The organism is Dyella sp. 333MFSha, from assembly GCF_900102405.1.
GTDB lineage: Bacteria > Pseudomonadota > Gammaproteobacteria > Xanthomonadales > Rhodanobacteraceae > Luteibacter > Luteibacter mycovicinus.
This window is the reverse complement of the sequence record NZ_FNBR01000001.1, coordinates 983423-1006446: the sequence shown is the minus strand read 5'-3', so window position 1 is coordinate 1006446 and position 23024 is coordinate 983423. Positions and strand designations below refer to the sequence as shown.

Annotated in this window: 17 protein-coding genes; 7 read left to right on the top strand and 10 right to left on the bottom strand. The window is 65.5% G+C overall.

Annotated features, from left to right (window positions below; all coding sequences use genetic code 11):
• The first annotated feature begins 11 nt into the window (after window positions 1-11).
• From BLT40_RS04565 to BLT40_RS04550, 4 genes are read left to right on the top strand one after another with little or no spacing between them, the layout of a single operon-like run.
• The gene (locus BLT40_RS04565; RefSeq protein ID WP_090351791.1) at window positions 12-2018 is read left to right on the top strand and encodes an FUSC family protein; all 2007 of its coding nucleotides are present in this window, start codon (window positions 12-14) and stop codon (window positions 2016-2018) included.
• Entirely contained in the window at window positions 2015-2236 is a 222-nt protein-coding gene (locus BLT40_RS04560) for a DUF1656 domain-containing protein (protein ID WP_255363935.1), read from the top strand. The genes BLT40_RS04565 and BLT40_RS04560 overlap by 4 nt, the downstream gene beginning before the upstream one ends.
• Entirely contained in the window at window positions 2233-3129 is an 897-nt protein-coding gene (locus BLT40_RS04555; protein WP_079520016.1) for an efflux RND transporter periplasmic adaptor subunit, read from the top strand. Before BLT40_RS04560 ends, BLT40_RS04555 begins: the two co-directional genes overlap by 4 nt.
• Window positions 3129-4553 (top strand): efflux transporter outer membrane subunit, encoded by a 1425-nt coding sequence (locus BLT40_RS04550; RefSeq protein WP_090351789.1) that lies wholly within the window; start codon window positions 3129-3131, stop codon window positions 4551-4553. The genes BLT40_RS04555 and BLT40_RS04550 overlap by 1 nt, the downstream gene beginning before the upstream one ends.
• Before the next feature lie 26 nt (window positions 4554-4579).
• On the opposite strand, the gene BLT40_RS04545 is transcribed toward BLT40_RS04550, so the two are convergent.
• The 4 genes from BLT40_RS04545 to BLT40_RS04530 form a co-directional block, all read right to left on the bottom strand.
• Window positions 4580-6100: an acetyl-CoA hydrolase/transferase family protein gene (locus BLT40_RS04545; protein ID WP_090352523.1), complete on the bottom strand. Its 1521-nt coding sequence runs from the start codon at window positions 6098-6100 to the stop codon at window positions 4580-4582.
• A gap of 70 nt (window positions 6101-6170) precedes the next feature.
• Window positions 6171-6575 (bottom strand): hypothetical protein, encoded by a 405-nt coding sequence (locus BLT40_RS04540; RefSeq protein WP_090351786.1) that lies wholly within the window; start codon window positions 6573-6575, stop codon window positions 6171-6173.
• A gap of 215 nt (window positions 6576-6790) precedes the next feature.
• Complete coding sequence (locus BLT40_RS04535; protein WP_176809099.1) at window positions 6791-8695, bottom strand: diguanylate cyclase domain-containing protein; 1905 nt, start codon at window positions 8693-8695, stop codon at window positions 6791-6793.
• A 198-nt stretch (window positions 8696-8893) separates the two neighbouring features.
• Window positions 8894-9478 (bottom strand): TetR/AcrR family transcriptional regulator, encoded by a 585-nt coding sequence (locus BLT40_RS04530; RefSeq protein WP_090351781.1) that lies wholly within the window; start codon window positions 9476-9478, stop codon window positions 8894-8896.
• 101 nt (window positions 9479-9579) lie between these two features.
• Between BLT40_RS04530 and BLT40_RS04525 the strand changes: the two genes are divergently transcribed.
• Both BLT40_RS04525 and BLT40_RS04520 read left to right on the top strand, forming a co-directional pair.
• Entirely contained in the window at window positions 9580-10779 is a 1200-nt protein-coding gene (locus tag BLT40_RS04525) for an MFS transporter (protein WP_090351777.1), read from the top strand.
• A gap of 320 nt (window positions 10780-11099) precedes the next feature.
• Window positions 11100-13472, top strand: a complete 2373-nt coding sequence (locus BLT40_RS04520) for a TonB-dependent receptor (RefSeq protein ID WP_090351774.1) — start codon at window positions 11100-11102, stop codon at window positions 13470-13472.
• Between the two features lie 13 nt (window positions 13473-13485).
• Here BLT40_RS04520 and BLT40_RS04515 read toward each other — a convergent pair whose 3' ends face one another.
• The 6 genes from BLT40_RS04515 to BLT40_RS04490 form a co-directional block, all read right to left on the bottom strand.
• Entirely contained in the window at window positions 13486-15051 is a 1566-nt protein-coding gene (locus BLT40_RS04515; protein WP_090351771.1) for a response regulator, read from the bottom strand.
• Between the two features lie 16 nt (window positions 15052-15067).
• Window positions 15068-15898: a CheR family methyltransferase gene (locus tag BLT40_RS04510; protein ID WP_036117510.1), complete on the bottom strand. Its 831-nt coding sequence runs from the start codon at window positions 15896-15898 to the stop codon at window positions 15068-15070.
• A gap of 14 nt (window positions 15899-15912) precedes the next feature.
• Window positions 15913-19365 (bottom strand): response regulator, encoded by a 3453-nt coding sequence (locus BLT40_RS04505; protein ID WP_090351768.1) that lies wholly within the window; start codon window positions 19363-19365, stop codon window positions 15913-15915.
• 233 nt (window positions 19366-19598) lie between these two features.
• Window positions 19599-20474 (bottom strand): VOC family protein, encoded by an 876-nt coding sequence (locus BLT40_RS04500; RefSeq protein WP_255363933.1) that lies wholly within the window; start codon window positions 20472-20474, stop codon window positions 19599-19601.
• 118 nt (window positions 20475-20592) lie between these two features.
• Complete coding sequence (locus BLT40_RS04495) at window positions 20593-21267, bottom strand: siderophore-interacting protein (RefSeq protein ID WP_218124518.1); 675 nt, start codon at window positions 21265-21267, stop codon at window positions 20593-20595.
• A gap of 38 nt (window positions 21268-21305) precedes the next feature.
• Entirely contained in the window at window positions 21306-21992 is a 687-nt protein-coding gene (locus BLT40_RS04490; protein WP_090351760.1) for an O-methyltransferase, read from the bottom strand.
• Here BLT40_RS04490 and BLT40_RS04485 point away from each other — a divergent pair.
• The gene (locus BLT40_RS04485) at window positions 21991-22962 is read left to right on the top strand and encodes an AraC family transcriptional regulator (RefSeq protein ID WP_255363932.1); all 972 of its coding nucleotides are present in this window, start codon (window positions 21991-21993) and stop codon (window positions 22960-22962) included. The genes BLT40_RS04490 and BLT40_RS04485 overlap by 2 nt on opposite strands.
• The last annotated feature ends 62 nt before the right edge of the window (window positions 22963-23024 follow it).

Here is a 23024-nt window from a genome sequence, read left to right as displayed (position 1 = left end):
GAACGAAACCCATGGGTGCGCCCACGCGCTTCGAGTGGCTCTACTCGGGCAAAGCGTTCTTCGCCGGCATGCTGGCCTTCTATATGGCGCTGTTCCTGCAGCTGCCGAATCCCTACTGGTCGTTCGCGACGGTCTATATCGTGTCGCATCCGCTCTCGGGTGCGACGCGCTCGAAGGGCGTCTACCGCGCGATCGGGACGGCGATCGGCGCCGCCGTCGCGCTGCTCCTCGTGTCCGCCCTCGCCGAGTCACCCATGCTGCTGGTGTTCACGCTCGGCACGTGGATGGGCGTGTCCCTTTACCTCTCGCTGGGTAACAACACGCCCAGTGCCTACGCCTTCCTGCTCGCCTCGTATACCGCACCGCTCATCGCGGTACCCGCCATTCTCGCCCCCGGTTCGATCTTCGATATCGCCGTCGCACGCACGGAGGAGATCCTGCTCGGTATCGTCTGTGCCAGCGTGGTCAGTACGGTGCTGTTTCCCAGCCGGGTATCGCCGCTGTTTCATGCACGCGTCGCTTCGCTGCTGAAGGACGCGGGGGACTGGACCGGGCAACGCCTGCGGCACCTGGACCGGTCGGCACCGCCTCCGCTGCGTCTCCGCCTGCTCAACGACGTGCTCGCTCTCGACGCGCTGATTACGCATCTGTCCTATGACAGCACGCGCGACGGCCAGGCCGAGGAGGCACGCCAGATCCGCATGCGCATGACCCTGCTGCTTCCACAGGTGGCGTCTCTGAGCGACGCGCTCGTCGCGCTCGACGGGCGCGCGGACATGCGCGATGGTGGCCTGCAGGACGTGCTGGACGCGACCATCGCCTGGATGCACGAGGGGACGACCGCGTCGATAACGACCGGCGACGTCCTGCGCACACGATGCGGCGCATTGCGGCTGACGACGGCTATGACGACGCCCGGCGCGCACGCGCTGCATCGGCACGCCGCCGAACGCCTCACCGACCTCATCGACCTCTGGCAGGACGTACTCCTGCTGCATACCGCGTTCACCGAGCATCGCCCACAGCCCACGCCGCTCATCTATCGCGCGCACACGCTGGGCCACCGCGCTCGTCATGACGACCTCCGTGCCCGCCTGCTTGCCGCCGCATCGCCGGCGATGGCGGTGATCGCCACCGGATGGCTGTGGCTGCTCACGGACTGGCCGGGCGGCGCCGGCGGGGTCGTGCTCGTGGCCATCGCCACCGCCTTCTTCGCCGCGTCGGACGATCCGGCGCCGCAGGTGCGCCGCTTCCTGGTCTGGCAGGCGATCAGCGTCGTCACGGCCGGCACGTATCTCTTTCTCGTGCTGCCGCGGATCACCACCTTCATGGGCGTGGTCGCGGCCATGGCACCCTTCTTCCTCGTGCTCGGGGCGTTCACCGGTCGTCCGTCCATGACCACGGGTATCGTGCTGGTCACGTCGCAGACCGTCAGCGCCATCGCCCTGCAGAACAATGCGGCGGTCGGCTTCGAGGATTTCGCCAATTCCGCGACAGGGATGATGCTGGGACTGGGCTTCGCGCTGGCCTGGACCCTGGTCACGCGACCGCTCGGCGGCGACAGTGCGGCGCACCGCCTCGGTCTGGCCAATGCGCGCGACCTTGCCCTGCTCGCCCAGCCAGCGTCCGCCCCGAAGCAGGTCGCGCGAGCCACTCGTGTCCTCGATCGCACGATGCAATGGCTGCCGCGCATCGCGCTGGCGACGGGTGAATCGCTGGTCCGAATGGATGCGGTGCGCGATATGCGCCTCTGCCTGGCGCTACTGGATCTGCAACGCATCGCACGCGGCGCCGCGACCGACATCGACGACGTACTCGCGCGCAGCAGGGCCTGGCTGCTCGACAGCGTCGCGCGGCGTACGCGCATCGACCCTCCCGACGCCTTGCTCAGGCTTATCGACGACGCCGCCGTGCATCGCGGCGATGGAGACGGCCAGCTCGCCACGCTGCTGATCGCCTACCGCCTCGCGCTCTCCGAACCCGTCTCTCCCTTACCCATCTCACCGGCACTTCCGTGAACACCAGCCTCTCCGGCGACCTCAATCTCTATGGGGTCTTCGTCCCCACGTTCCTCGTCCTCATGGCAGCGGCTTACCTCCGCAAGGGCGCGATCCGCGGCGTTCTTGCGCGCTCGGGGTTCTACGCGCGCATCTGGCATCCAGGACTCTTCAACGTCGCCCTCTACATCGTCGTCCTCGGCTCGATGCTCGCGCTGATGCCCGGGGCGGCGTCATGAGCGGCCGCCTCGCGCATGCCCGCTCGATCTGGCCCACGCTGGCCATGGCGGCGCTGGCGGCCGTGGTCGGCTGGCACGTCTACACCTCGTACCGCAGCGCGTCGTGGACCCGCGACGCGCACATCCGTGCGGACACGCTGCCTGTCTCGCCGGACGTTTCAGGACTCGTCGAAAAGGTCTACGCCTCCGACAACCAGTTCGTAAAAAGGGGCGATCCTCTCTTTCTCGTCGACCGCGCACGCTTCGAACTGGCCTTTCGCCGGGCCGCCGCGGCCGTGGAAGAAGACCGGGCGGCCCTGGCGCAACTCCATCGCGATGCCAGTCGAAACGATGCGCTGAAGGATCTCGTCGCCGCCGAAAGCGTCGAACAGGTTCACGCGAAGGTCGCCGAGGCGGAGGCGCATCTGCACGCCGCGGAGGTCGCCGCCGATACGGCGCGTCTCGATCTGGACCGCACCGTCGTCCGCGCACCCGCGGACGGCTATCTCAATGACCGCGTCGTCCGCGCCGGTGATTACGTCAAGGCCGGTCATGCACCGTTCTCCATGGTCGATGCCGCGTCGTTCCATGTCGACGGCTACTTCGAGGAAACACGACTGCATGGCGTGGAGCCCGGCCAACCGGTCAGTATCGAAGTCATGGGCGAGCCGGCCTTACTGCACGGCCGCGTCGTCAGCCTGGCGGCCGGCATCGCCGACCGCGAGCGAAGCGCCGACGGCACGATGCTTCCGAACATCAATCCCACCTTCAACTGGGTCCGCCTCGCGCAACGTATCCCCGTCCGCATATCGATCGATGGGCGACCGGACGATCTGCGGCTGATCGCCGGCCGCACGGTCACGGTGACCGTCGACACGCGACACACGCCCCCGGCGACGGCGGCCCATTCGTGATGCGCCGGCACGCGGCACTCGTAACGATCGGCCTGCTGCTTTCGGGCTGCGCGGCGGTAGGCCCCGATTACCGCTTGCCGGACCGCGCGGTGGTGAAGCGTCCTGAGGCTCAGGCCGCCTTCGTGGACGTGGACACCGCAACCGTGGACACGTCGCATGCCGCCGCCGACGCGTGGTGGAAGCTCTACGACGACCCGACGCTGGATGCGCTGGAAACGCAGGCCTTCAAGGCGAACGCGGCGCTTCGCGAAGCCGAAGCACACCTCCGTCAGGCGTACGCCATGCTGGATGCGGCGCGAGCGGAGGGCGGCCTGACCGGCGGCGCCTCCGCCTCGGCGTCGCGAAACCAGCTGTCCGCCGAGTCATACCTGCAATCGGACAAGCTGCCCGTTTTCACGCTGTCGTCGGTGGCGGCATCCGCGTCGTACGAGTTCGATCTCTTCGGCAAGCTCAGGCGGGCCACGGAGGCGTCGGCCGCCGATGCCGAAGCCACGCGCGCAGCACGGGATCTCGTGCGCACGACCGTCGCCGCCGAGGTGGCGCGCAGCTATCTCGGGCAGTGCGAAGCGACTCACGATCTGTCGGTCGCGCGGGAGACGCTGCGCATCCAGGAGCAGGTCCTGTCGACCACCACGCGCATGATGGCGGCAGGCAGGGGCACGCGCATCGACGTGACGCGTGCCACGACACAACGTGACCTCGCACGCGCCGAGCTCCCGCCGATCGAGAAACGGCGCGACGCCTCGCGCTACGCGCTCGCCGCCCTGACCGGTGAAACCCCGGGACGTCTCCCCTCCGCCGTCGAGGCGTGTAAAGAGGCACCGCGCCTGTCGACGCCGATACCGGTCGGCGACGGCGCGACGTTGCTCCGTCGCCGACCGGACGTCCGGGAGGCGGAACGTCATCTGGCCGCGGCGACGGCACGGGTCGGCGTCGCGACCGCCGAGCTTTATCCGGACATCACGCTGGGCGCCGGCCTCGGCAGCAACGGCACGCTGGCGGATGTCGGTCAGGCACCCGCACGCTATTGGTCGCTGGGACCGCTGATTTCCTGGACGGTACCGACCAGATCGGCTCACGCGCGCGTTCGCGCCAGCGAGGCAGGTGCGGATGCCGAGCTTGCCGCCTTCGATCAGACGGTACTCACGGCCCTCAAGGAAGTGCAGACCGCGCTGAGCGACTATGCGCGGGCGCTGGATCGACAGGCGCTGCTCAGGCAGGCGCTGAACGATGCCACGCAGGCCTCGTCCGATGCGCAGACCCTGGTCCATGCGGGACGCTCTCCCTATCTGAGCAGCCTCGACGCGGAACGCACCCGGGTCTCCACCGAACACGCGCTGGCCGACGCGGACCGTGATGTCACCGAGGCCCAGGTGAACCTGTTCTTCGCCCTCGGCGGCGGCTGGCAAGCGCAGGACCCTTGAGACCGGCCCCGCGCCGCGCCGCCGGTTCACACCGCGCTGCGCATGCTCCCGGTGTCGAGCCAGCGCTGGTGCCATGACAACGCCTCGGGCAACAGATGCGGCGTGTGCTTGCCGTAGCTGTCACGGGAGGCGCGGTCGAAGTAATCCTCGAGCTGCGCACGATAGTCCGGATGCACGCAACGATCGATCAGCTGTCGCGCACGGTGCCGGGGAGGAAGTCCGCGCAGATCGGCCAGACCGTGCTCGGTCACGATGATCGAAACGTCGTGCTCGGTGTGGTCGACGTGGCTGACCATCGGCACGATCGACGAAATGCTTCCGTTCTTCGCCGTGCTCGGGCTGACGAAGATCGACAGAAAACCGTTGCGGGCGAAGTCGCCCGATCCGCCGATGCCGTTCATGATGCGGCTGCCCATGACGTGCGTGGAGTTGACGTTGCCGTAGAGGTCGGCTTCGATCATCCCGTTCATGCCGATGCAGCCGAGTCGGCGCACCAGCTCGGGATGATTCGAGATCTCCTGCGTGCGCATGATGATGCGCTCACGGTAGAAATCGATGTTGCGCTTGAACTCTTCGTTGGCCTGAGGACTCAGCGCGAAACCGGTGCACGACGCCACCTTGAGCACACCACTGCGCAGCAGGTCGAGCATGCCATCCTGAATGACTTCGGTGAAGGCGGTGAGGTCGCGGAATCCGCTGCTGGCGAGCCCGGCCAGTACCGCATTCGGGATATTGCCCACACCCGACTGCAGCGGCAGCAGGTTGGCGGGAAGCCTGCCCTTCGCCACTTCGTGCTGGAGAAATTCGATGAGATGCCCGGCAATCCGCTGGCTGCACTCGTCGGCAGCGGCAAACGGACTGTTCCGGTCGGGGCCGTTGGTCCGCACGATGGCGACGATCTTGTTGGGGTCGCAGTGCAGCGACGGCACACCGATGCGATCGTCGGCGTGCACCAGCGGAATCGGCTTGCGGTTGGGCGGCAAGGCCGTGCCGTAATAGACATCGTGCATGCCGTCGATGCCTTCCGGTTGCCACTCGTTGACCTCGATGATCACCTTGCGGGCGAGGTCGAGCCAGGTCTTGTTATTGCCGACCGATGTCGAGGGAATCAGGCTGCCGTCCTCGCGAATGCCGGCCACCTCCACCACCGCGGTATCGATCTCGCCGTAGAAGCCGAACCATACGTGCTGGGCCACGTGACTGAGATGGATGTCGATGTAATCGAGCGTGCCCGCGTTGATACGCTGACGGGCGTCGGGATCGGTCTGGAAAGGCATGCGCAGCGCGATGCCGTCCGCCTTGGCCAACGCGCCGTCGAGCTCCGGCGCCGTGGATGCACCCGTCATCAGCTTGATGCGGAACGATTCGCCCCGGCCATGTGCCGCGTCGATCCGCTTCGCCAGCTCCATCGGCACCGACTTCGGGTATCCCGAGCCGGTGAAACCACTCATCGCCACCGTTTCGCCCGGCTGGATCAGCGCGGCCGCGGCTTCGGCGGAAACAACACGATCGCGCAGAAGAGGATGACGAATTCGCTCGGCGGACATGAGGGCGGCTTGGTTGTGGGGACCGCCCATTATACGTGCCGCGCAACGCGCGACTCGCGTTTCTCGCGCTTTACGGCTGCGACGTCAGCAGCACGCCCTCATCCGTCAGCGACCGCACCAGCTGGATCGACGCACTGCACACCGACGCCGTTCCGCACGAAGCGTGCGACACCAGGGCGATCTCGAGCGCTTCGGCGTGCAGGGTGACGCCAGGCATACCGCTCAGGCGGCCGGCACGCTGCAGGCGGTGAGCCCGGAAGGCGGCTTCGAGCGTGTCGTCACGATGCATGGCTGCGAACAAGGCGGAAGCCTCGGCGCCGGCGTCATGGTTACCCCACCAGGAAGCCTCGGTGATCCAGGGTGCCGAACGGCTCGCCAGCGACGCGCCACCCGGCAGAGCGAAGACTTCACCCAGACGACGATTCAGCGTTACGCGCCAGACCAGACGTTCCGCAAGCTCACGCAGCACCACCATGTCCCACTCCCGATTCAGACGCCGGCAAGAGGGCCGGTACCGTGAAGAAGCAAGAGCCGTGCCGATATTGCACGACCATAAAATCAACGAGTTGAATGTGAAGACGCGGCAGGCTTGGTCAACAAATAGCCAAGTTCGTCACATTTTAACCAGCAGGGGGAATGCGCCCGTCGGACCGCGACCCGCAAGCATTCGGCCGGGCGGATCGGCGGGAGTCAGACTGAGACGCTATTCGCCGCTTCCGGCGCCATGAGCGCGCGATTGCGCCCGGACTGTTTCGCGCGATACAGGGCGTGGTCGGCCTGCCGCATAAGCGCAATGACGTCCGTCGCGTGGTCCGGATAAAGCGCGGCACCGACGCTGAACGTCACGTCCAGTGGCTCGCCGTGCCAGCTGAAGCGTCCCTGCGCGGCGGCGACGATCTTTTCCGCCAGGTTCATCGCCCCCTCGCCGTCACTCACCTCAGGCATGAGCACGACAAACTCGTCGCCACCGATCCGGCATACGGTATCGGTAAGGCGCACGGTACTTTCCAGGCATGCGGCCACCTGCCGGAGGAGTTCGTCCCCCGCGCCGTGACCATGCGTGTCATTGACCTGCTTGAAGCCGTCCAGGTCGATATACAGCAAGCCGACACGCGCACGATGACGAATGGCCGCATGCAGGGCCTGGCGGGCCCGGTCCTCGAACAGCAGCCGGTTGGGAAGATCCGTCAGAACGTCGTATTCCGCGAGGTGACGCATGCGTTCGGCGATGGCCTGCGCGATGCTCACATCGCGCAAGACGAGAACACCGCCGATGACCGTGCCCTGACGATTGCGGATGGGCGCGGCGACGTCTTCGATATCGAGTCGCGTACCATCCGACAGGACGAGGCGCCTCGGCTTGATCACATCGATCGTACGGTTTTCCGCGATCGCCCGGAGCAGCGACGTGGGACTGGCCTCGCCATCTTCGTCGACCAGCTGCAGCAGTTCGTCCACGGGCATGCCGACGCCCCGTTGCGCTTCGGTTTCGAGCAAGACGGCGGCGCGCGGGTTCAGAAAGGTGATCACGCCTTCCGCATCGGTCGCGATCACCGCGTCGCCGATCGATTCGAGAGTGACCTGGGCGGCCTCCTTGGCGGCGAAAAGATTTTCTTCCAGCGCCTTGCGCTCCGACAGGTCACGGCAGACACCGACAAAACCCGTGGTCCGGTTTTCGACCAGCACCGGCGCCAGATGCGATTCGACCCAGACCGGCGAGCCATCCTTGCGGACCAGCCGGAACATCTCCTCGAGACTTTCGTTGGTGCGTAGCAGCCGGTGCCATGCACTGTTCAGGGCATCGCTATCCTCCGGATGCACACTGGCCAGCCAGTCCGCCACGCTGCCACCCTCGGTCACCAGTTCACCCATCCGGATGGCTTCGGCGTTGAAGTACGTCGGCAAGCCTTTCTCGTCGAGGTGAAACAGGCCCAGTGGCGACGCATCGATGAACGCCTCCAGTTCGGCCTTGCTCAATGCCGTGTCGCGATAGGCCGCGGAGAGTTCGCCGATCAGGTCGTGCGCGGCCCGACGCAACCTGGCAAGGATCGCCACCGCCCAGAAAACCAGACCACCCAGAGTGATACCGAGCACGAGGAGGATGCCGCTCTGACGCGATCGCCGTTCCGCCAGCAACAGCTCTTCAGCCCGTTCCATCCGGTCGATCGAATCCATGAGGCGGGCATTGACGACCTGATAAGCCGGCTCCGTCATCGCCCGGGCGCGACTTTCGATCGCCGCGGAAAAGTCGGCCGTCGACATCAGCCTGGTCGAGCTGCGCACACGCTCTTCAAAGGCACCGGCAAGCTGATCGAGCAGCGGCTTCTGCGCCTGGTTCGAACCCACGAGGGCGCGCAGGGACGCCAGTCGCGCACGGGCGGAGCGGATGGAGGCGGTGACATCGTCACGCGACGCGCGATCGCCGCGGACGATAAAAATGCCCACCCGGAGCCGCAGCGCCTGGACGTCTTCGCGCACCAGCGAGGTTTCATGCAGCACGTCATAACTGTGAGCCACTCTGCCCTGCGCGATCAGCAAGGCGCCTGTCGTCGCCACCCCGCAGACGATGAGCAGTCCGATCAGCGCGGCGCCCATCCGAAGCGCACGGTCGACAAGACGGCTCAGGCGCTGCGGGCGCGGTTCGGGTATCGCTGGACGGGGATGCGTTGGGGCCATGCCAGCGTGAAGCAAATTCGGTGCCACGGCCCGGCGGCGATAAATTGGCGGTCAGGCGCACGACCGCAGGGGCTCACGCCCGGAATGGATATCCGCTGCACTTGCCGACGATAACCGTCATCGCGGCTGAAGCGCCATCCGCGTCCAGCGGTCGACGTCCTCCGGGACGGGCGTCGCGTTCGCGAAGACGATACGAAACATCACCGGGGCGATGACCCCGTCGATGATGTCGATGGTGGGGACGGGATGTTCGCCACGATCGAGCGCTCGCTCGCGGATCACGTCGATCTGCTGCGTGCAGAACGTCAGGCACTTCCCTGCCATCGCGTGATCCTGTGTGCCGAGCAGGTCGCGGAGCATCGCGCGTCCCGGCACCGACGTCATCTCGTCGACGTACTGCTCCAGCCACGCGCGAAGGTCCGCCTCGAACGATCCCTCGTCGGCCGGCGGTGTTTCGGGCCACAGCTGCTCGACCGCCACGTCGGCAAGAAGCCGTCCGAGGTCGCCCCAGCGGCGGTAGATCGTCGACGCGGTCACCCCGGCGCGCGATGCAATCGCGGGAACCGTGAGACCTTCGCGGCCCGCGTCGTCCTGCAGCTCGCGCACCGCCGCATGGACGGCGGACTGGATGCGCGCGCTGCGGCCGCCTGGACGAGGACCGGGGCGGGACGCGGGGTCGGGCGTGTCTGAAACGTCGGTCATAGCTCTCGCAAGTTATCCGCACTAACGCAATTTATTTGCTTTAGTGAGCAAGGAGGGGTAGCTTACTAATGCATATTCTTAGCTTTAGTGGAAAGTATCGCATGTCCCCGCCCCGTACGACACTCAGCACGACCGGTGCGCTGCTGACCCATGGCCTGACGCTGCTCGTGTTTTTCGCGGCTTCGTCGGCACCCACGCCGCTCTATCGCGTCTACCAGCAGACCTGGCACTTCTCCGCGACCTGGCTCACCGCCGTGTTCGCCATGTACGCGATCGCCTTGCTGGCGGCGCTGTTGACCGGGGCCCGGCTGTCCGATCATCTGGGGCGGCGCCCGGTCATTGGCATGGCGATCGCACTGGAATTGCTATCCATGCTGCTCTTCATCATCGCCGGTTCGGCGCCCGCCCTGCTGCTCGCGCGGGCGGTCCAGGGCGCGGCGACCGGCCTCGCCGCCAGCACGCTCGGCGCGGCCCTGATGGACACGGATCCCAGACGCGGCCCGGATCTCAACAGCATCGCTCCCCTGGTCGGCCTCGCCGCGGGCGCGCTGGGCAGCACTGCCCTCGCCCAGCTGGCCCCCGCGCCCTTGTCGTTGGTCTATGCCGTGATGGGCTTGCTCCTGATCCTCTGCGCGATACTCACGTGGCGCACCCCCGAAACGGTCGTGCGGCGGCCAGGCGTTCTTGCCAGCCTGCGCCCCAGAGTCAGCGTGCCGCCCAGCGCACGGGCGGCCCTGCTGGCGGTATCGCCCCTGAACATCGCGCTGTGGATGCTTGGCGCGTTCTACCTCTCACTCATGCCGACGCTGATCGCGCAGGCATCGCATTCTTCCTCGCTGTGGCTCGGCGGCGCGAGCGTGGCCCTGCTGACGCTGACCGGTGCGGCCGCCGTATGGCTGGCGATGAAGCGGCACGCACTGCATGCCCTGCTTGCCGGTGCCACGTTGCTTGCCGTCGGCACGGCGTGCATCCGCTGGGCGGCGGTACACGGAAGCACGACCGGTCTGCTCACAGGCTCGGTGCTGGCGGGCGCGGGATTCGGCAGCGCCTTCCTGGGCTCGTTGCGCACCGTACTCCCCCTCGCCGCGCCGCATGAGCGCAGCCACCTCATGGGCGTGTTCTATATCGAGAGCTACCTGTCATTCAGCGCACCCGCCATCGCTCTGGGCTTCGTCGTGCAGCACGAAGGACTGATTGCCGCGGTCAACCTGTACAGCGCGACCATCCTCGTACTCACGACCGCCGCCATCGGCTGGATCGTTCTGCAACGCCGCCACGTTCGCGCACCCAGCCCCGGCTGAAGCTCCGCCGTTTGCGGCTAGTTGACATTCGAAACGCACTGCACCAGCATGGGTCCACCATTCGGACTTCTAAACGCCCAGACTTCTGGACGTCCTTCGAGGTAAACCCATCTTGATCATGCCGCAGTCAACCCACACGCCTCACCCGATCGCCATGTCGATCGGTGCGTGTTGCTGTTGTCGCCTCGCCTGATCCTGTAGCGCCCCTGCGCGCTTCCGCCTGACCGGCGGACCCACCCCCTCCGATCGCCCCCACTGTGCCACGCGCGGCCTGCCGCCGCGTTGACGTGTCGCCGTCCGTAAAATCCAGGAATTCATTCATGAGGCATGCCCTGCCCGCGCGCTTGTCGCTGTCCGTCGTCATCGCAGCCAGTCTTTACGTTCCCGTTTCCGAAGCGCGGGAAGACGCCGCCAGGCTGCAGACCGTGGTCGTGACCGGCACCCGCTCGGTCAACCGGAGCCAGAGCAGTTCGCTCTCGCCGATCGACGTGGTGTCGGCGCAGGACTTGCAATCCTTCGGCGATACGCAGCTCGGCGCGGTGCTGTCGCGCCTCGCTCCGTCACTCAACTTCCCGCGTGCGCCGGGCAACGACGGCTCCGGCATCGTGCGCCCCGCGGCGCTGCGCGGTCTCTCACCCGACGAGACCCTGGTGCTCGTCAACGGCAAGCGCTGGCACACGAGCGCATTGCTCAATCTGCAGGGTGCGCTCGGTCGTGGCTCGGCACCGGCCGATCTCAACTCGATACCGATCTCGGCGATCGATCACATCGAAGTACTGCGTGACGGTGCGTCCGCTCAGTACGGATCGGACGCCATCGCTGGCGTCATCAACATCGTGCTGAAGGGCGCCGCGGGCGACGGCACCAACGAAGCGAGCATCACCGCGGGACGATCGAGCGCCGGCGACGGCAGGCAGTGGCAAGGTGAGGCAAGCCTTGGCGTGCCGCTGGGCGGTGACAAAGGCTTCGCTCGCCTGAGCGTCGTGCAGGGGCACGCGGACGCCACGAATCGTGGCGGCCGCGACTATCGCAATCCTTCTTCGCCTGTTTACGGCCAGCAGACGCAGCGCATCGGCGAGCCGGACATCAGCACCCATCAGGCGCTGCTCAACGTGCAGTACGCGCTGGCGTCGGACATCGACTTCTACGCTTTCGCCAGTACCAGCAGCCGCGAAGGTACCTCGCCTGCCCTGTTCCGCACCTACGACAGCGCACGCAACGTACGCTCCATCTACCCCAACGGCTACCTCCCGCTCAACGATGTCCGCTCGATCGACAGCGCCGTCGTCGCCGGCGTGCGCGGCACCACCGCGAGTGGATGGCGCTGGGATATCAGCGGCAACTACGGACGCGACCGCGTCAGTATCGACCCGATCCACACGCTCAACGTCGACCTCGGTGCCGCGAGCCCCACCCGCTTCAACGCAGGTCGCCTGATTGCCACTCAGAAAGCCTTCGACGTCGACATCGCCCGCGACCTCGACGTGAGCTGGCTCAATAATCCCGTGACACTCGCCTTCGGGCTCGAGTACCTGCACCAGCAATATGAGATCGATGCTGGCGACCCGGCGTCGTACTTTGGCACGGGCTCGCAAGGCTTCCCCGGCTTCCAGCCCGCCGATGCGGGACAGCACAGCCGCCACGACGTGGCCGAATACGTCAGCCTGGAGAATCAGATTACCGACAAGCTGAGCGGTTCGCTGGCGATCCGGCACGAGGATTACAGCGACTTCGGCAATACCACATCGGGAACGCTGTCCGCGCGATACGACTTCACGGACAGCTTCGCGCTGCGCGGCACGGCGGCGACCGGCTTCCGCGCCCCATCGCTTCCTCAGCAGTACTACACCACCACGTCGACCAATGTGATCGGCGGTGTGCCGACGCAGATCCGGAACTTCGCGGTGAGCGACCCGGTGGCGCGCGCGCTGGGCGCCGAGCCACTGAAGCCGGAGAAGTCGCATAACTATACGCTGGGTGCCGTGTATGCGCCGGGGACCTGGACGCTGTCACTCGACCTGTACCAGATCACCATCGGTAACCGTATCGTGCCATCGGAGAACCTCGTCGGCGACCCGGTGCAGGCATACCTGGAGGGACAAGGTTTCGCCAACATCCAGGGCGGGAGCTACTTCACCAATGCCCTGAAGACGCGCACCCGGGGCATCGACCTGAGCAGCGGCTATCGCATCGACTTCGGCAACGCGGGCAAGCTGCAGCTCACGGCGGCTTACAACCGCAACCACACTTCGATCCTGTCCGTGGCGCCGAATCCCGCGTCGCTGGCCGAGAGCGGGCTGGAACTGGTGCGCGTCGGGCACATCGCGCAGGGCTACATCACCAACGGCGCGCCACGCGACAAGATCGCCCTTGGCGCCGACTACGCGCTGGGTAAATGGAGCGTCCACAGCGCGCTCACCCGCTACGGCCAGTTCGCCGTCAACCAGGATCCGGTGAGCAACCCCGGATTCGACCAGGTGTTTCCGGCGCGCTGGCTGCTCGATCTCTCCACGAGCTACGCGACGCATGGATGGACCTTCACCGCAGGCGTCGACAACCTTACCAACGTCTACCCGCGGAAATACAAGAGCGGCAGCGACGGTGCCGTGGGAGGCACCTGGCCGTATCCCGATTACTCGCCGTTCGGTTACAGCGGTCGGTATCTGTACACGCGTGTCGCGTATCGCTGGTGAACGTTTTCCAGGCCTACACCACGGCGCTCCGGAACGGGGCGGTCACCAGCGCGAGGGCATCGCGCAAATCGACGGCGCCGACCGGCTTGACGAGGTGATGGTTGAAGCCGGCTTCGGCGGTAGCCGCCTTGTCGTTGGCCTGCCCCCAGCCCGTCTGGGCAATGATCGGCAGGTGCTTCAGCAAGGCATCCTGACGAAATGCGCGGCAGACGTCGTAGCCGCTCATCGTCGGCATGCCGACGTCCAGCAGGACCACGTCGGGCTGAAACGCGTGCGCCGCGTCGAGGGCCAGCCGTGCATCCAGCACCACATGGTGTTCGTGGCCCATCTCCTGAAGCAACCAGCCGATCGTCTCGGCGACATCCACGTTGTCGTCGATGACGAGAACCTTGAGGCGCTCGTCGCGCGCGCCCCGGTCGCCCGACGACAGGACGCGGTCAGCCGGCTGCCCGATCGGCAGAAGCGGCAGGCGAACGGTGAAGCGACTGCCCTGGTTCTCGCCTTCGCTACTGACCGAGATCGATCCCTCGTGCATGCCGACCAGCTGCTTCACCAGCGCAAGGCCGATACCGAGCCCGCCCTGTGAACGGGTCAGGTGCTCACCGACCTGTGTAAAGAGCTCGAAGATATTCGCCTGCATGGCCGGAGGGATGCCCATGCCGTTGTCGGACACCACGATCACCGCCTCGTCACCCTCACGGGTGGCATCCACGGCGAGCGAGCCGCCGGTCGGCGTGTACTTGGCCGCATTGTTCAGCAGGTTGCCGACGATCTGGGTCAGTCGCGTCTTGTCGCCGTTGATCCACATGGGGGTATCGGCGACGTCGACCCGCAGGGCGTGCTTGCCCCCATCCACGAAGGGCTGACTTGCCTCGAGCGCGGCCTCGACAATGTCGGCGATCCGCACTTTTGTCCGCTGCAGCGCGATCTTCCCCTGGCTCACGCGGGATACGTCGAGCAGGTCGTCGACCAGCCGTACGAGATGCACCAGCTGCCGATCCATCACGCCGTGAATCTGTTCGGTGCGCTCCCGCGCGGGATGCCCACGAAGCACGTCGAGTCCCATGCGCAAGGGGGTCAGCGGATTGCGCAGCTCATGCGCCAGGATCGCCAGGAACTGATCCTTGTAGCGGTCCGAACGCGTCAGGGTCTCGGCATAGGCTTCGAGCCGGTCGCGCTGGTCGGCGATCTGCTGCTTCTGACGGTAGAGGTCGAAGAACACGTTGGCCTTGCTGCGCAGGATGTCCCACTCGATCGGCTTCTGGATGAAATCGACCGCACCGGCCTCGTATCCACGAAACTTTCTCTGGTTGTCCGCCGTGCTCGCCGTCAGGAAGATGATCGGCACATGCCGCGTGCGGTCGTTGCCGCGCATCAGCTCGGCAAGTTCGAAACCATCCATGCCGGGCATCTGTACGTCGAGCAGGCCCAGCGCCACGTCGTGAACCAGCAGAAGCTCAAGTGCTTCCTCGCCGGAGCGCGCCTTGAGCAGGACGAGGTTTTCGCGCCGAAGCAGCGCTTCCAGCGAGAGGAGATTGTCCTCGAGGTCGTCGACGAGCAGGAAATAAACCGGGCTCATAGCGGTACTTGTGTCTTTAAGCATCGTCGGAAGTCTTCTGGTAAATCCTCTCGCCCTGCACGAAATCCTGGAACGCGGCGGCCTGACTGGAGAAGCGGATGCTCTCCTTGGACCCGAGCCCCAGGAATCCCCTGCGAATGAGGGAGTCGTTGAATAACTTCAGCGTACGATCCTGAAGCGTGTTGTCGAAATAGATGAGCACGTTGCGGCACGAGATGAGGTGCATCTCCCCGAAGACCGCATCGGTGACCAGGCTGTGGTCCGAGAACACCACGCGTTCGCGCAGGCTGCGATCGAACGTCGCCTTGCCGTATCCGGTCGTGTAGTAGTCGGACAGCGAGGACCGGCCGCCCGATTGCTGGTGGTTCTCGGTAAACCCGCGAATCCGGTCCAGGTTGTAGACGCCGGCCGACGCGGCCTCCAGGGCACCCGGATTGATATCGGTCGCATAGAACATCGTGCGCTGCTCGAGCCCTTCTTCCCGGAACAGGATGGCCAGCGAGTAGAGTTCTTCCCCGCTGCTGCAGCCGGCGACCCAGACTTTCAGCGAGGGATAGGTACGCAGGTGCGGCACGACATGCTCCCGCAGCGCGCGGAAGTACGACGGATCGCGGAACATCTCGCTGACCTGGACGGTGAGGTAGCTGATCACCTGCGGCACGACCGAGGGGTCGTGAAGCAGGCCTTCCAGCATCGCCGAATAGGTGCGATAGCCCAGCCTTTCGCGCAGCTGCTTCAGGCGCCGCTTGACCGACGCCTTGGAGTAACCGCGAAAATCGTAGTGAAAGCGCTGGTACAGCGCCTCCAGCAGAAGGTCGATCTCGATCGCCTCGACGCGATCGGTCATTTCCACGGGCGAAATCATCGCGCCAGCCACACACGGACCAGAGACAGGAGCTTGTCGACGTCGAGCGGCTTGGCCATGTAGTCGCTGGCCCCCGCCGCCAGGCAGGTTTCCTGATCGTCCGGCATCGCCTTGGCGGTCAGGGTGATGATCGGCAGCTTCTTCCAGCGGAAGTCGCTACGGATATGACGCGTCGCGGTCAGACCATCCATGACCGGCATCATCACGTCCATCAGCACGAGGTCCATCGGCTGTCCGTCGACATCCGCCGCCTTGTTCAGCGCCTCGATCGCCTCCTTGCCGTTGCGTGCGACCGTGAGGACGCATCCGCGCGGCTCGAGGATATTGATCAGCGCGTAGACGTTACGCACATCGTCCTCAACGACCAGAATGCGGCGGCCTTCCAGCACGGCGTCGCGGTGCTGGGCTTCCTGGATCATGCGCTGGTGCTCGGCCGGCAGATCGGTCACGACCTGGTGCAGGAACAGCGACACCTCGTCGAGCAGACGCTCGGGCGATTTGGCGCCCTTGATGATGATCGAGCGGGAATAGACGCGCAGGCGCGACTCTTCTTCCGCCGTGAGGTCGCGCCCGGTATAGACGATGACCGGCGGGAAGGCGTAGATGCCTTCGGCGCTGAGCGTTTCCAGCAAGGCCAGACCCGACGCGTCCGGCAGGGAGAGGTCGAGCACCATGCAGTCAAAGGTCTGGCTCTTGAGCAGCTCCAGGCATTCGGCCGCCGTGCCCGCGTCCACGGTTTCGACGTCCGCCGTCGAAAGCAGACTGCGGATGGCGTCGCGCTGCACGTCGTCGTCCTCGACAACGAGGACACGTCGCACGTCGCGAGACAGACGGGCGTCCAGCTTGTCCAGGACTTCGACCAGCTGGGGGCGGCGGACCGGCTTGATCAGGTAGCCGATGGCGCCCATGGACAACGCCGCGTGCGAATGGTCCTCCGCGGACACGACATGGATCGGAATATGGCGCGTGCGCACGTCGCGCTTGAGGATATCGAGCACGGAGAGGCCCGACTGATCCGGCAGGCCGACGTCCAGCACGATGGCATGCGGGAGGAACTTCCTCGCCAGCGCCAGCGCTTCCTGCGCGCTGGTGGCCACCAGGCCGCGGAAGTTCATCTCGCGAACCAGATCCAGCACGATCCTCGCGAAGGCCTCGTCGTCCTCGATGACCAGGATGACGCGGCGGTGATCGGCCTCGTCTTCGCGATCGTCGGGGATGCGCGGAACGATGGCCGGCGCGGGAGCGGGGGTTTCGACACGAGGCGGCGGAGCATGACCCTGGCCCGACGCGGCGATGCGAGCACGCGCCGGTGACGCGCTGCTGGCGGCGGCGTCGACACCGGCATCGGCGATGCTGAGTGGCAGGGTCAGGATGAATGTGCTGCCCTGCCCGACTTCGCTCTCCACGGTGATGCCGCCGCCCAGAAGCCGCGAAAGCTCGACCGAGATCGACAGGCCGAGGCCCGTGCCGCCGTATTTGCGGCTGATGGTGCCATCGGCCTGCTGAAACGCATCGAAGATACGCCGCTGCTGCTCGACGGGAATGCCGATACCGGTGTCGCTGACCGTGAAGACGACATCGCCCTGCGTACCTGCCGATACGTCGACGCGTACGCCGCCCTCTTCCGTGAACTTGAACGCATTGGACAACAGGTTGCGCAGGATCTGCTCCAGGCGCTGACGATCCGTATCCAGCACAGCCGGGCAATCCGGCGACATCGTCACTTCGAAGGACAATCCCTTCTGCTCGGCGATCGGCTGGAAACCCGGGATGAGGCCATTGACCATCCGGTCGACCGCGAACGGCTCCGGCTGGATGGCGATATGGCCCGCCTCGATCTTCGAGAGGTCGAGGATGTCGTTGATCAGCGTGAGCAGGTCGTTGCCCGAGGAATGGATCGTACGGGCGAACTTGACCTGCTCCTCCGTCAGATTGCCGCGCGGATTGTCCGCGAGCAGCTTGGACAGGATGAGGGCGGAGTTCAGCGGCGTCCGCAATTCGTGCGACATGTTGGCCAGGAAGTCCGACTTGTAGCGGCTGGCACGCTGGACTTCCTCCGCCTTGGCTTCGATCTGTTCGTTGGCGCGGTAGAGGTCGTCGCGCTGCACTTCGAGCTGGCTGGCTTGCTCTTCGAGGTGGGCGTTGGTCTGTTCCAGTTCCGCCTGCTGCTGTTCGAGCTCGTGCTGGGACTGTTTGAGAGCGCGGCTCTGCTCTTCCAGCTCTTCGTTGGACGCGCGCAGCTCTTCGCTCTGATGCTGCAGCGAATCCGACTGCCGCCGCGTTTCTTCGAGCAGGCGGCTCAACTCGGCACGGTAGGTCGCCGACCGCAGCGCAACGCCGATGTCCGAGGCCACCTCGTCGAGCAGCGTCAGCGCGTCATCGTCGATCGGACGGAAGAACCCGAGTTCCAGCACGCCGTTGACCTCACCGTCCACCAGGACGGGCAGCATCACGAGCTGGCGGGGCTTTTCCTTGCCCAGTGCCGAGCCGACGGAGAGATAACCGTCCGGCACGTCATTGACCACCAGCATGCGCTGTTCCGCCGCCGCCTGGCCGAGCAAGCCCTCGGTGGGCAGGAAACGCTCGACCGTGTCATGCCCTGGCGCAAGCCCGTACACACCGATTCGCTCGAAGAACGTCGCGGCATTGACGAACAATGCGCCGGCTTGCGCATTGAGGAAGCGGGCCAGGAAGGCGAGAACGTTCGCACCCAGTTCGTCGGTGCCCTGGTCACCGCGCATCACGCTGGCGAGTTCCAGCTGGCCGGCCTGCAGCCACTCACTGCGCTGACGCGCCCGCGAGGCATTGCGGATCAGCACGCCCACGACCACCGTCAGCGCGACGCCGAGCAGCGCGCTGAGGATACCGCTGGTGAGCGCACTGCTGTACGCGGAGGTCATTTCTGCGACGCGCTTGTCGCGCAGTGCCAGCTCTTCCGTCTGCATGGTGCCCAGCTGCGACCGGATGGCATCCATCGCGGCCTTGCCCCGGTCGCTGTTGACCACCGCCACGGCCGCATCGAAGCCCTGCGTCTGACGCAGCTCGATCGTGGTTTTCAGTTCCGCGAACTTGTCGCCCAGGCGGGCGCCGACTTCCTTCAGCCGCGCAAGCTGCGCCGGATTGTCGCTGAGGGCTTCGCGCACCGTGTCGAGTCTGGCGGGCACGCCCGCGACAGCCGCGCGATACGGCTCGAGGTAGCGGTCGTTGCCGGTGAGCAGGAATCCACGCTGTCCGGTCTCGGCATCCTGCGCGCTGGAAAGGATCTCACTCAGCGCCGTGACGGTCTGCTGGGAGTGGATGACTTTCTCGTTGTTGTCGCGGATGCTCCGGATATTCTGCCAGGCAAGCAGACCCGTCACGAGGAAAAATACGATGACGACGCTAAGTGCCAACGATGTGCGCTGGTCCACCGCGCGTGAGCGCGATGCGCCGGAAACCTGAGAAGTCATACCGCCCTGTCCAAAGCCGCCCTGTTAGCTGCCTAAGATATCATGACGGTCCCGCCAGTCTCGCCCACCATGTGTTGCCAAAGCGCCGGTGTGCAAGCGATTCGAGACGTCATTTTTCACACCCTCTTCACGACGATGTGTCCGACGATCCATCCGGGAGTCGCCCGCCGGTTATCCACGAGATGCACGCGTCATGGCCTTGGATGTTACCCCGTCGAATCGCGGGCACCCGATCACCTGGCAGCGCTGTGCACTTCCGCGACGTAGCCGCCCGGGAACTGCAGCATCGCGGCGCGGCGATCCGTTTCCGCATGGATGTCGACCAGGACCTTTACGCCATTGTCGCGCGCACGTGCCAGCGTCGCGTCCAGATCGCCGACCTCGTAGCCCGTGGTTTCCGCGCCATAGGGCCAGTCGAGGTGCCCATCCGTCACCAGCACCGTCGCCTTGCCGTAGCCCGATTCGATACGGATACGACGGAACACGCCGCTCTTCCCGCCGATATCCGCCACCGGAGCGGCACGCTCGTCCGATACGACCTTGCCATGCGCGAAAGCGACGAACGCCTTGACGAAAGCGTCCGCCGACTGCACCGGCAAATAGATGCGGTTCTCGGGCACGTGCTCCAGTGGGGTGTATTCGGATTTCTTCGTGTGCCAGTAGAGCTGCATGTTCACGCCGCCCGGCCACGTCACCACCGCGTCGCGACCGATGGGATCATCGAAGGGCGCCACCAGCGTGGCGGCGCCCGCGCGGTTGGCCGCCCTGACCGCCTCATCCAGATCGGTCACCAGATAACCCGTGCGCTCCAGCCCGAACGGATACGGCACCGGTGTGCGGAAGCCGAATACGGAGATCGCGCCCACGGGGCTCTTCACCAGCTGAGATGACGTCGACGATGGCGTCGGAGTGACAGTGACCACGGCTTGCGGCGTGGACTGACCGCCGAACGTCGCGGCAAAACTCCGCACGAACGCGTCGACGTCGCCGGGGGCCACATAGACGTGTGTCGTGTCATATTGCGGTCCGACCGAGAAATCCTGCGTCGCGGCGAACGAGGCTGGCGCGATGAGCAGCGCCATGGCGGCAAGAAGAACGTGTGATCGCATGATGGATTCCGGGGGCGAGTCGCAGAAGGCACGAAGACCTCATTCTGCGTCCTGCTCCACACGCGATTCCAGCATCCCGCTATCGCACGAGGACGCCGCGCGATTGAATTCGCCAACGTCAGTCGAGGCCCGTTTTACCGGGGGACCAATACGCCTTAGACATCATGCGCGCCCGAGACACACCCAGTGCCTTCAGCGCACGGCTGGCATGCTGTATCGATGTCGCCTTGCCCGTAAGAACAAAGCTGGCCGGTGTGGCGGCCAGCGCGGCGAAGCGGCGCTCTACGGCCGGGAAATGGGCGTCCTCCGGCAAACGCTCGTGAATTTCCACGCCCTCGAGCGCCAGCCGGGCGATGACCTCACCGGCACGGGCTGCGTGACTGACCTCCAGGATGCCGTGCAGTTTCTGATGGGGGAACCGCTGGGCAAGGGCATACACCAGACCCATCGAGGTTTCGTCACCGAATACCACGGGCTCGCCTTGCACACCGCTCAGATCGAGGGATGCACGAGGGCCGAAAACATCGCATGGCGCACCTGGCTTTACACTCCGAAGCCACTGAGAGCCAGGCCCGTCTCCGTGCGCGTAGCCCACGATCCTCGTTCTTCCCGATATCGCATTCCAGTCGACGGGCGTGAAGGTTCGGGCCGTGAACGCGGATCCCATGGCGACCTGCACTTTCTGCCCGGGTGCCCACGCCACGTCTCTGAAGGCGTCGCTCTGCAGCGAAATCAAATGGAATCCGCCCGCAAGGGTCTCGACTGCGGTCACCTGCGCCTGCTTCATGAACATGCGGGTCAGCGTCTTCCCGAACCGCCCGGGCTGCCCCGTCATCGCACGAACACCGAATATTCGTTGCCCCGCCCTTCGCTCACCGGGATGGGCTGTGACAGGTAGCCATGCGTCGGATCGCGCACATAGTCGAGGTAGTCGTTGCCGTGATCGAAGGCGTTCTCCGCCAGTATGACCGCCCCCGACGTCAGATGAGGTTCGAGCAGTTTGAGTATCGGCAGATAGAGGCTGGAGGCGCCATCGAGCAGCACCATGTCGATCGGGCCACCCACGTCCAACAGCGTCTCGCGCGCATCGCCGACCCGGATATCGACGAACTCCGCGAGTCCGGCGGATGCAAGATTCGCACGCGCTCGCTCGGCCTTGGCCGGCTCGATCTCACTGCCCACCAGCTGACCGCCACCCATGTCGCGCAAGGCGGCGGCCAGATAAACAGCCGATACGCCCATCGATGTCCCGAATTCGACGATGCGGGTGGCTCGGCCGGCACGCGCACACTGATAGAGAAAGCGTACGTATTCAGGCGCCACGTTGAGGAAGTTTTCCGCGTAACCCTGGTAGACGCCGCGCAGGTCGTCTTGCTCCAGCGCGATCTGCTGCGCGAAGAACGCATCGTCGATCTCGACCTCCGCAAACCGCTCCATCAGAGGGCGATCCGCCAGCTCCGCTTCCGCGAAAAGACGTGCCAGCGTGTCAGCGACACGCCCCGTGCTCAAGGATTCCATGCTGCCGGTTCTCCGGATGAGGGTGAGCTGCTGCCGGCGAGTCCGGCAGCAATGGACGGACAGCCTAGGACGCGGCGAGCTTGCTGCCATTGCGCAAGAACGCCAGAATGTTTGGAATTCCTGCCACCGCCACCCGGACCGGACACAAGTCCATCGCATGCCGATCCTTACCGACTCGCCCACGCCCGGCGCCGAGAATGCCGAATGGATCGAACCCGATGACGTTCCCCGGCCCGCCATCACGTTCGGTGTCGTCGCCGAGAACCTGAGCCCGATCGAGACCGATTTTCATCGGCACCGGAAGGCGCAACTCATGATGCTGGTGCGCGGCATCGCCAGTTGCGAAGTCGAGAGCGGCCTCTGGACGGTGCCGCCCCAGCACGCCATCTGGGTACCCGGGGGCGTGCTGCACAACATCACGATCGCCGGCCGACTCGAAGGCTATACGCTCTTCATCGATCCGGCGGTGACGGCGAACATGCCGGCCGAATGCTGCTCCATCGCGGTCTCCCCGCTCCTGCGCGAGCTCATGATCCGCTCGGCGAGCTTCCCCCTGCTCTATCCCGAGGGCGGGATCGAATCGCACGTCGTAACGCTGCTACTGGACGAAATCGCGGCGATGCCGACAGGCAACCTCCACCTGCCTATGCCCACGGACGCCCGCTTGCGCAAAATCGCGACGATGATCATGGCCGCGCCCGCCGACCGCGGCACGATGCATAGCTGGGCCGCTCGCGTGGGGCTCAGCGAACGAACCATGGCCCGCATCCTTCCCCGGGAAACCGGCATGAGCTTTGGCCGCTGGCGCCAGCAGATCCACCTGATGCTGGCCGTCAGGTGGCTTGGCACGGGATCGACCGTTCAGAGCGTCGCGGAGCGGCTGGGCTATGAAAGCGCCGGTAGTTTCGTGACCATGTTCCGCAAGGCGCTGGGAACGTCCCCGGGGCGATACATGGCTGAGCGCCGGTAACGTTTTGAAACAAGTTTCGCCGCTTCCGACACATACGCAACGCACCCGGTGACTAACCTGCT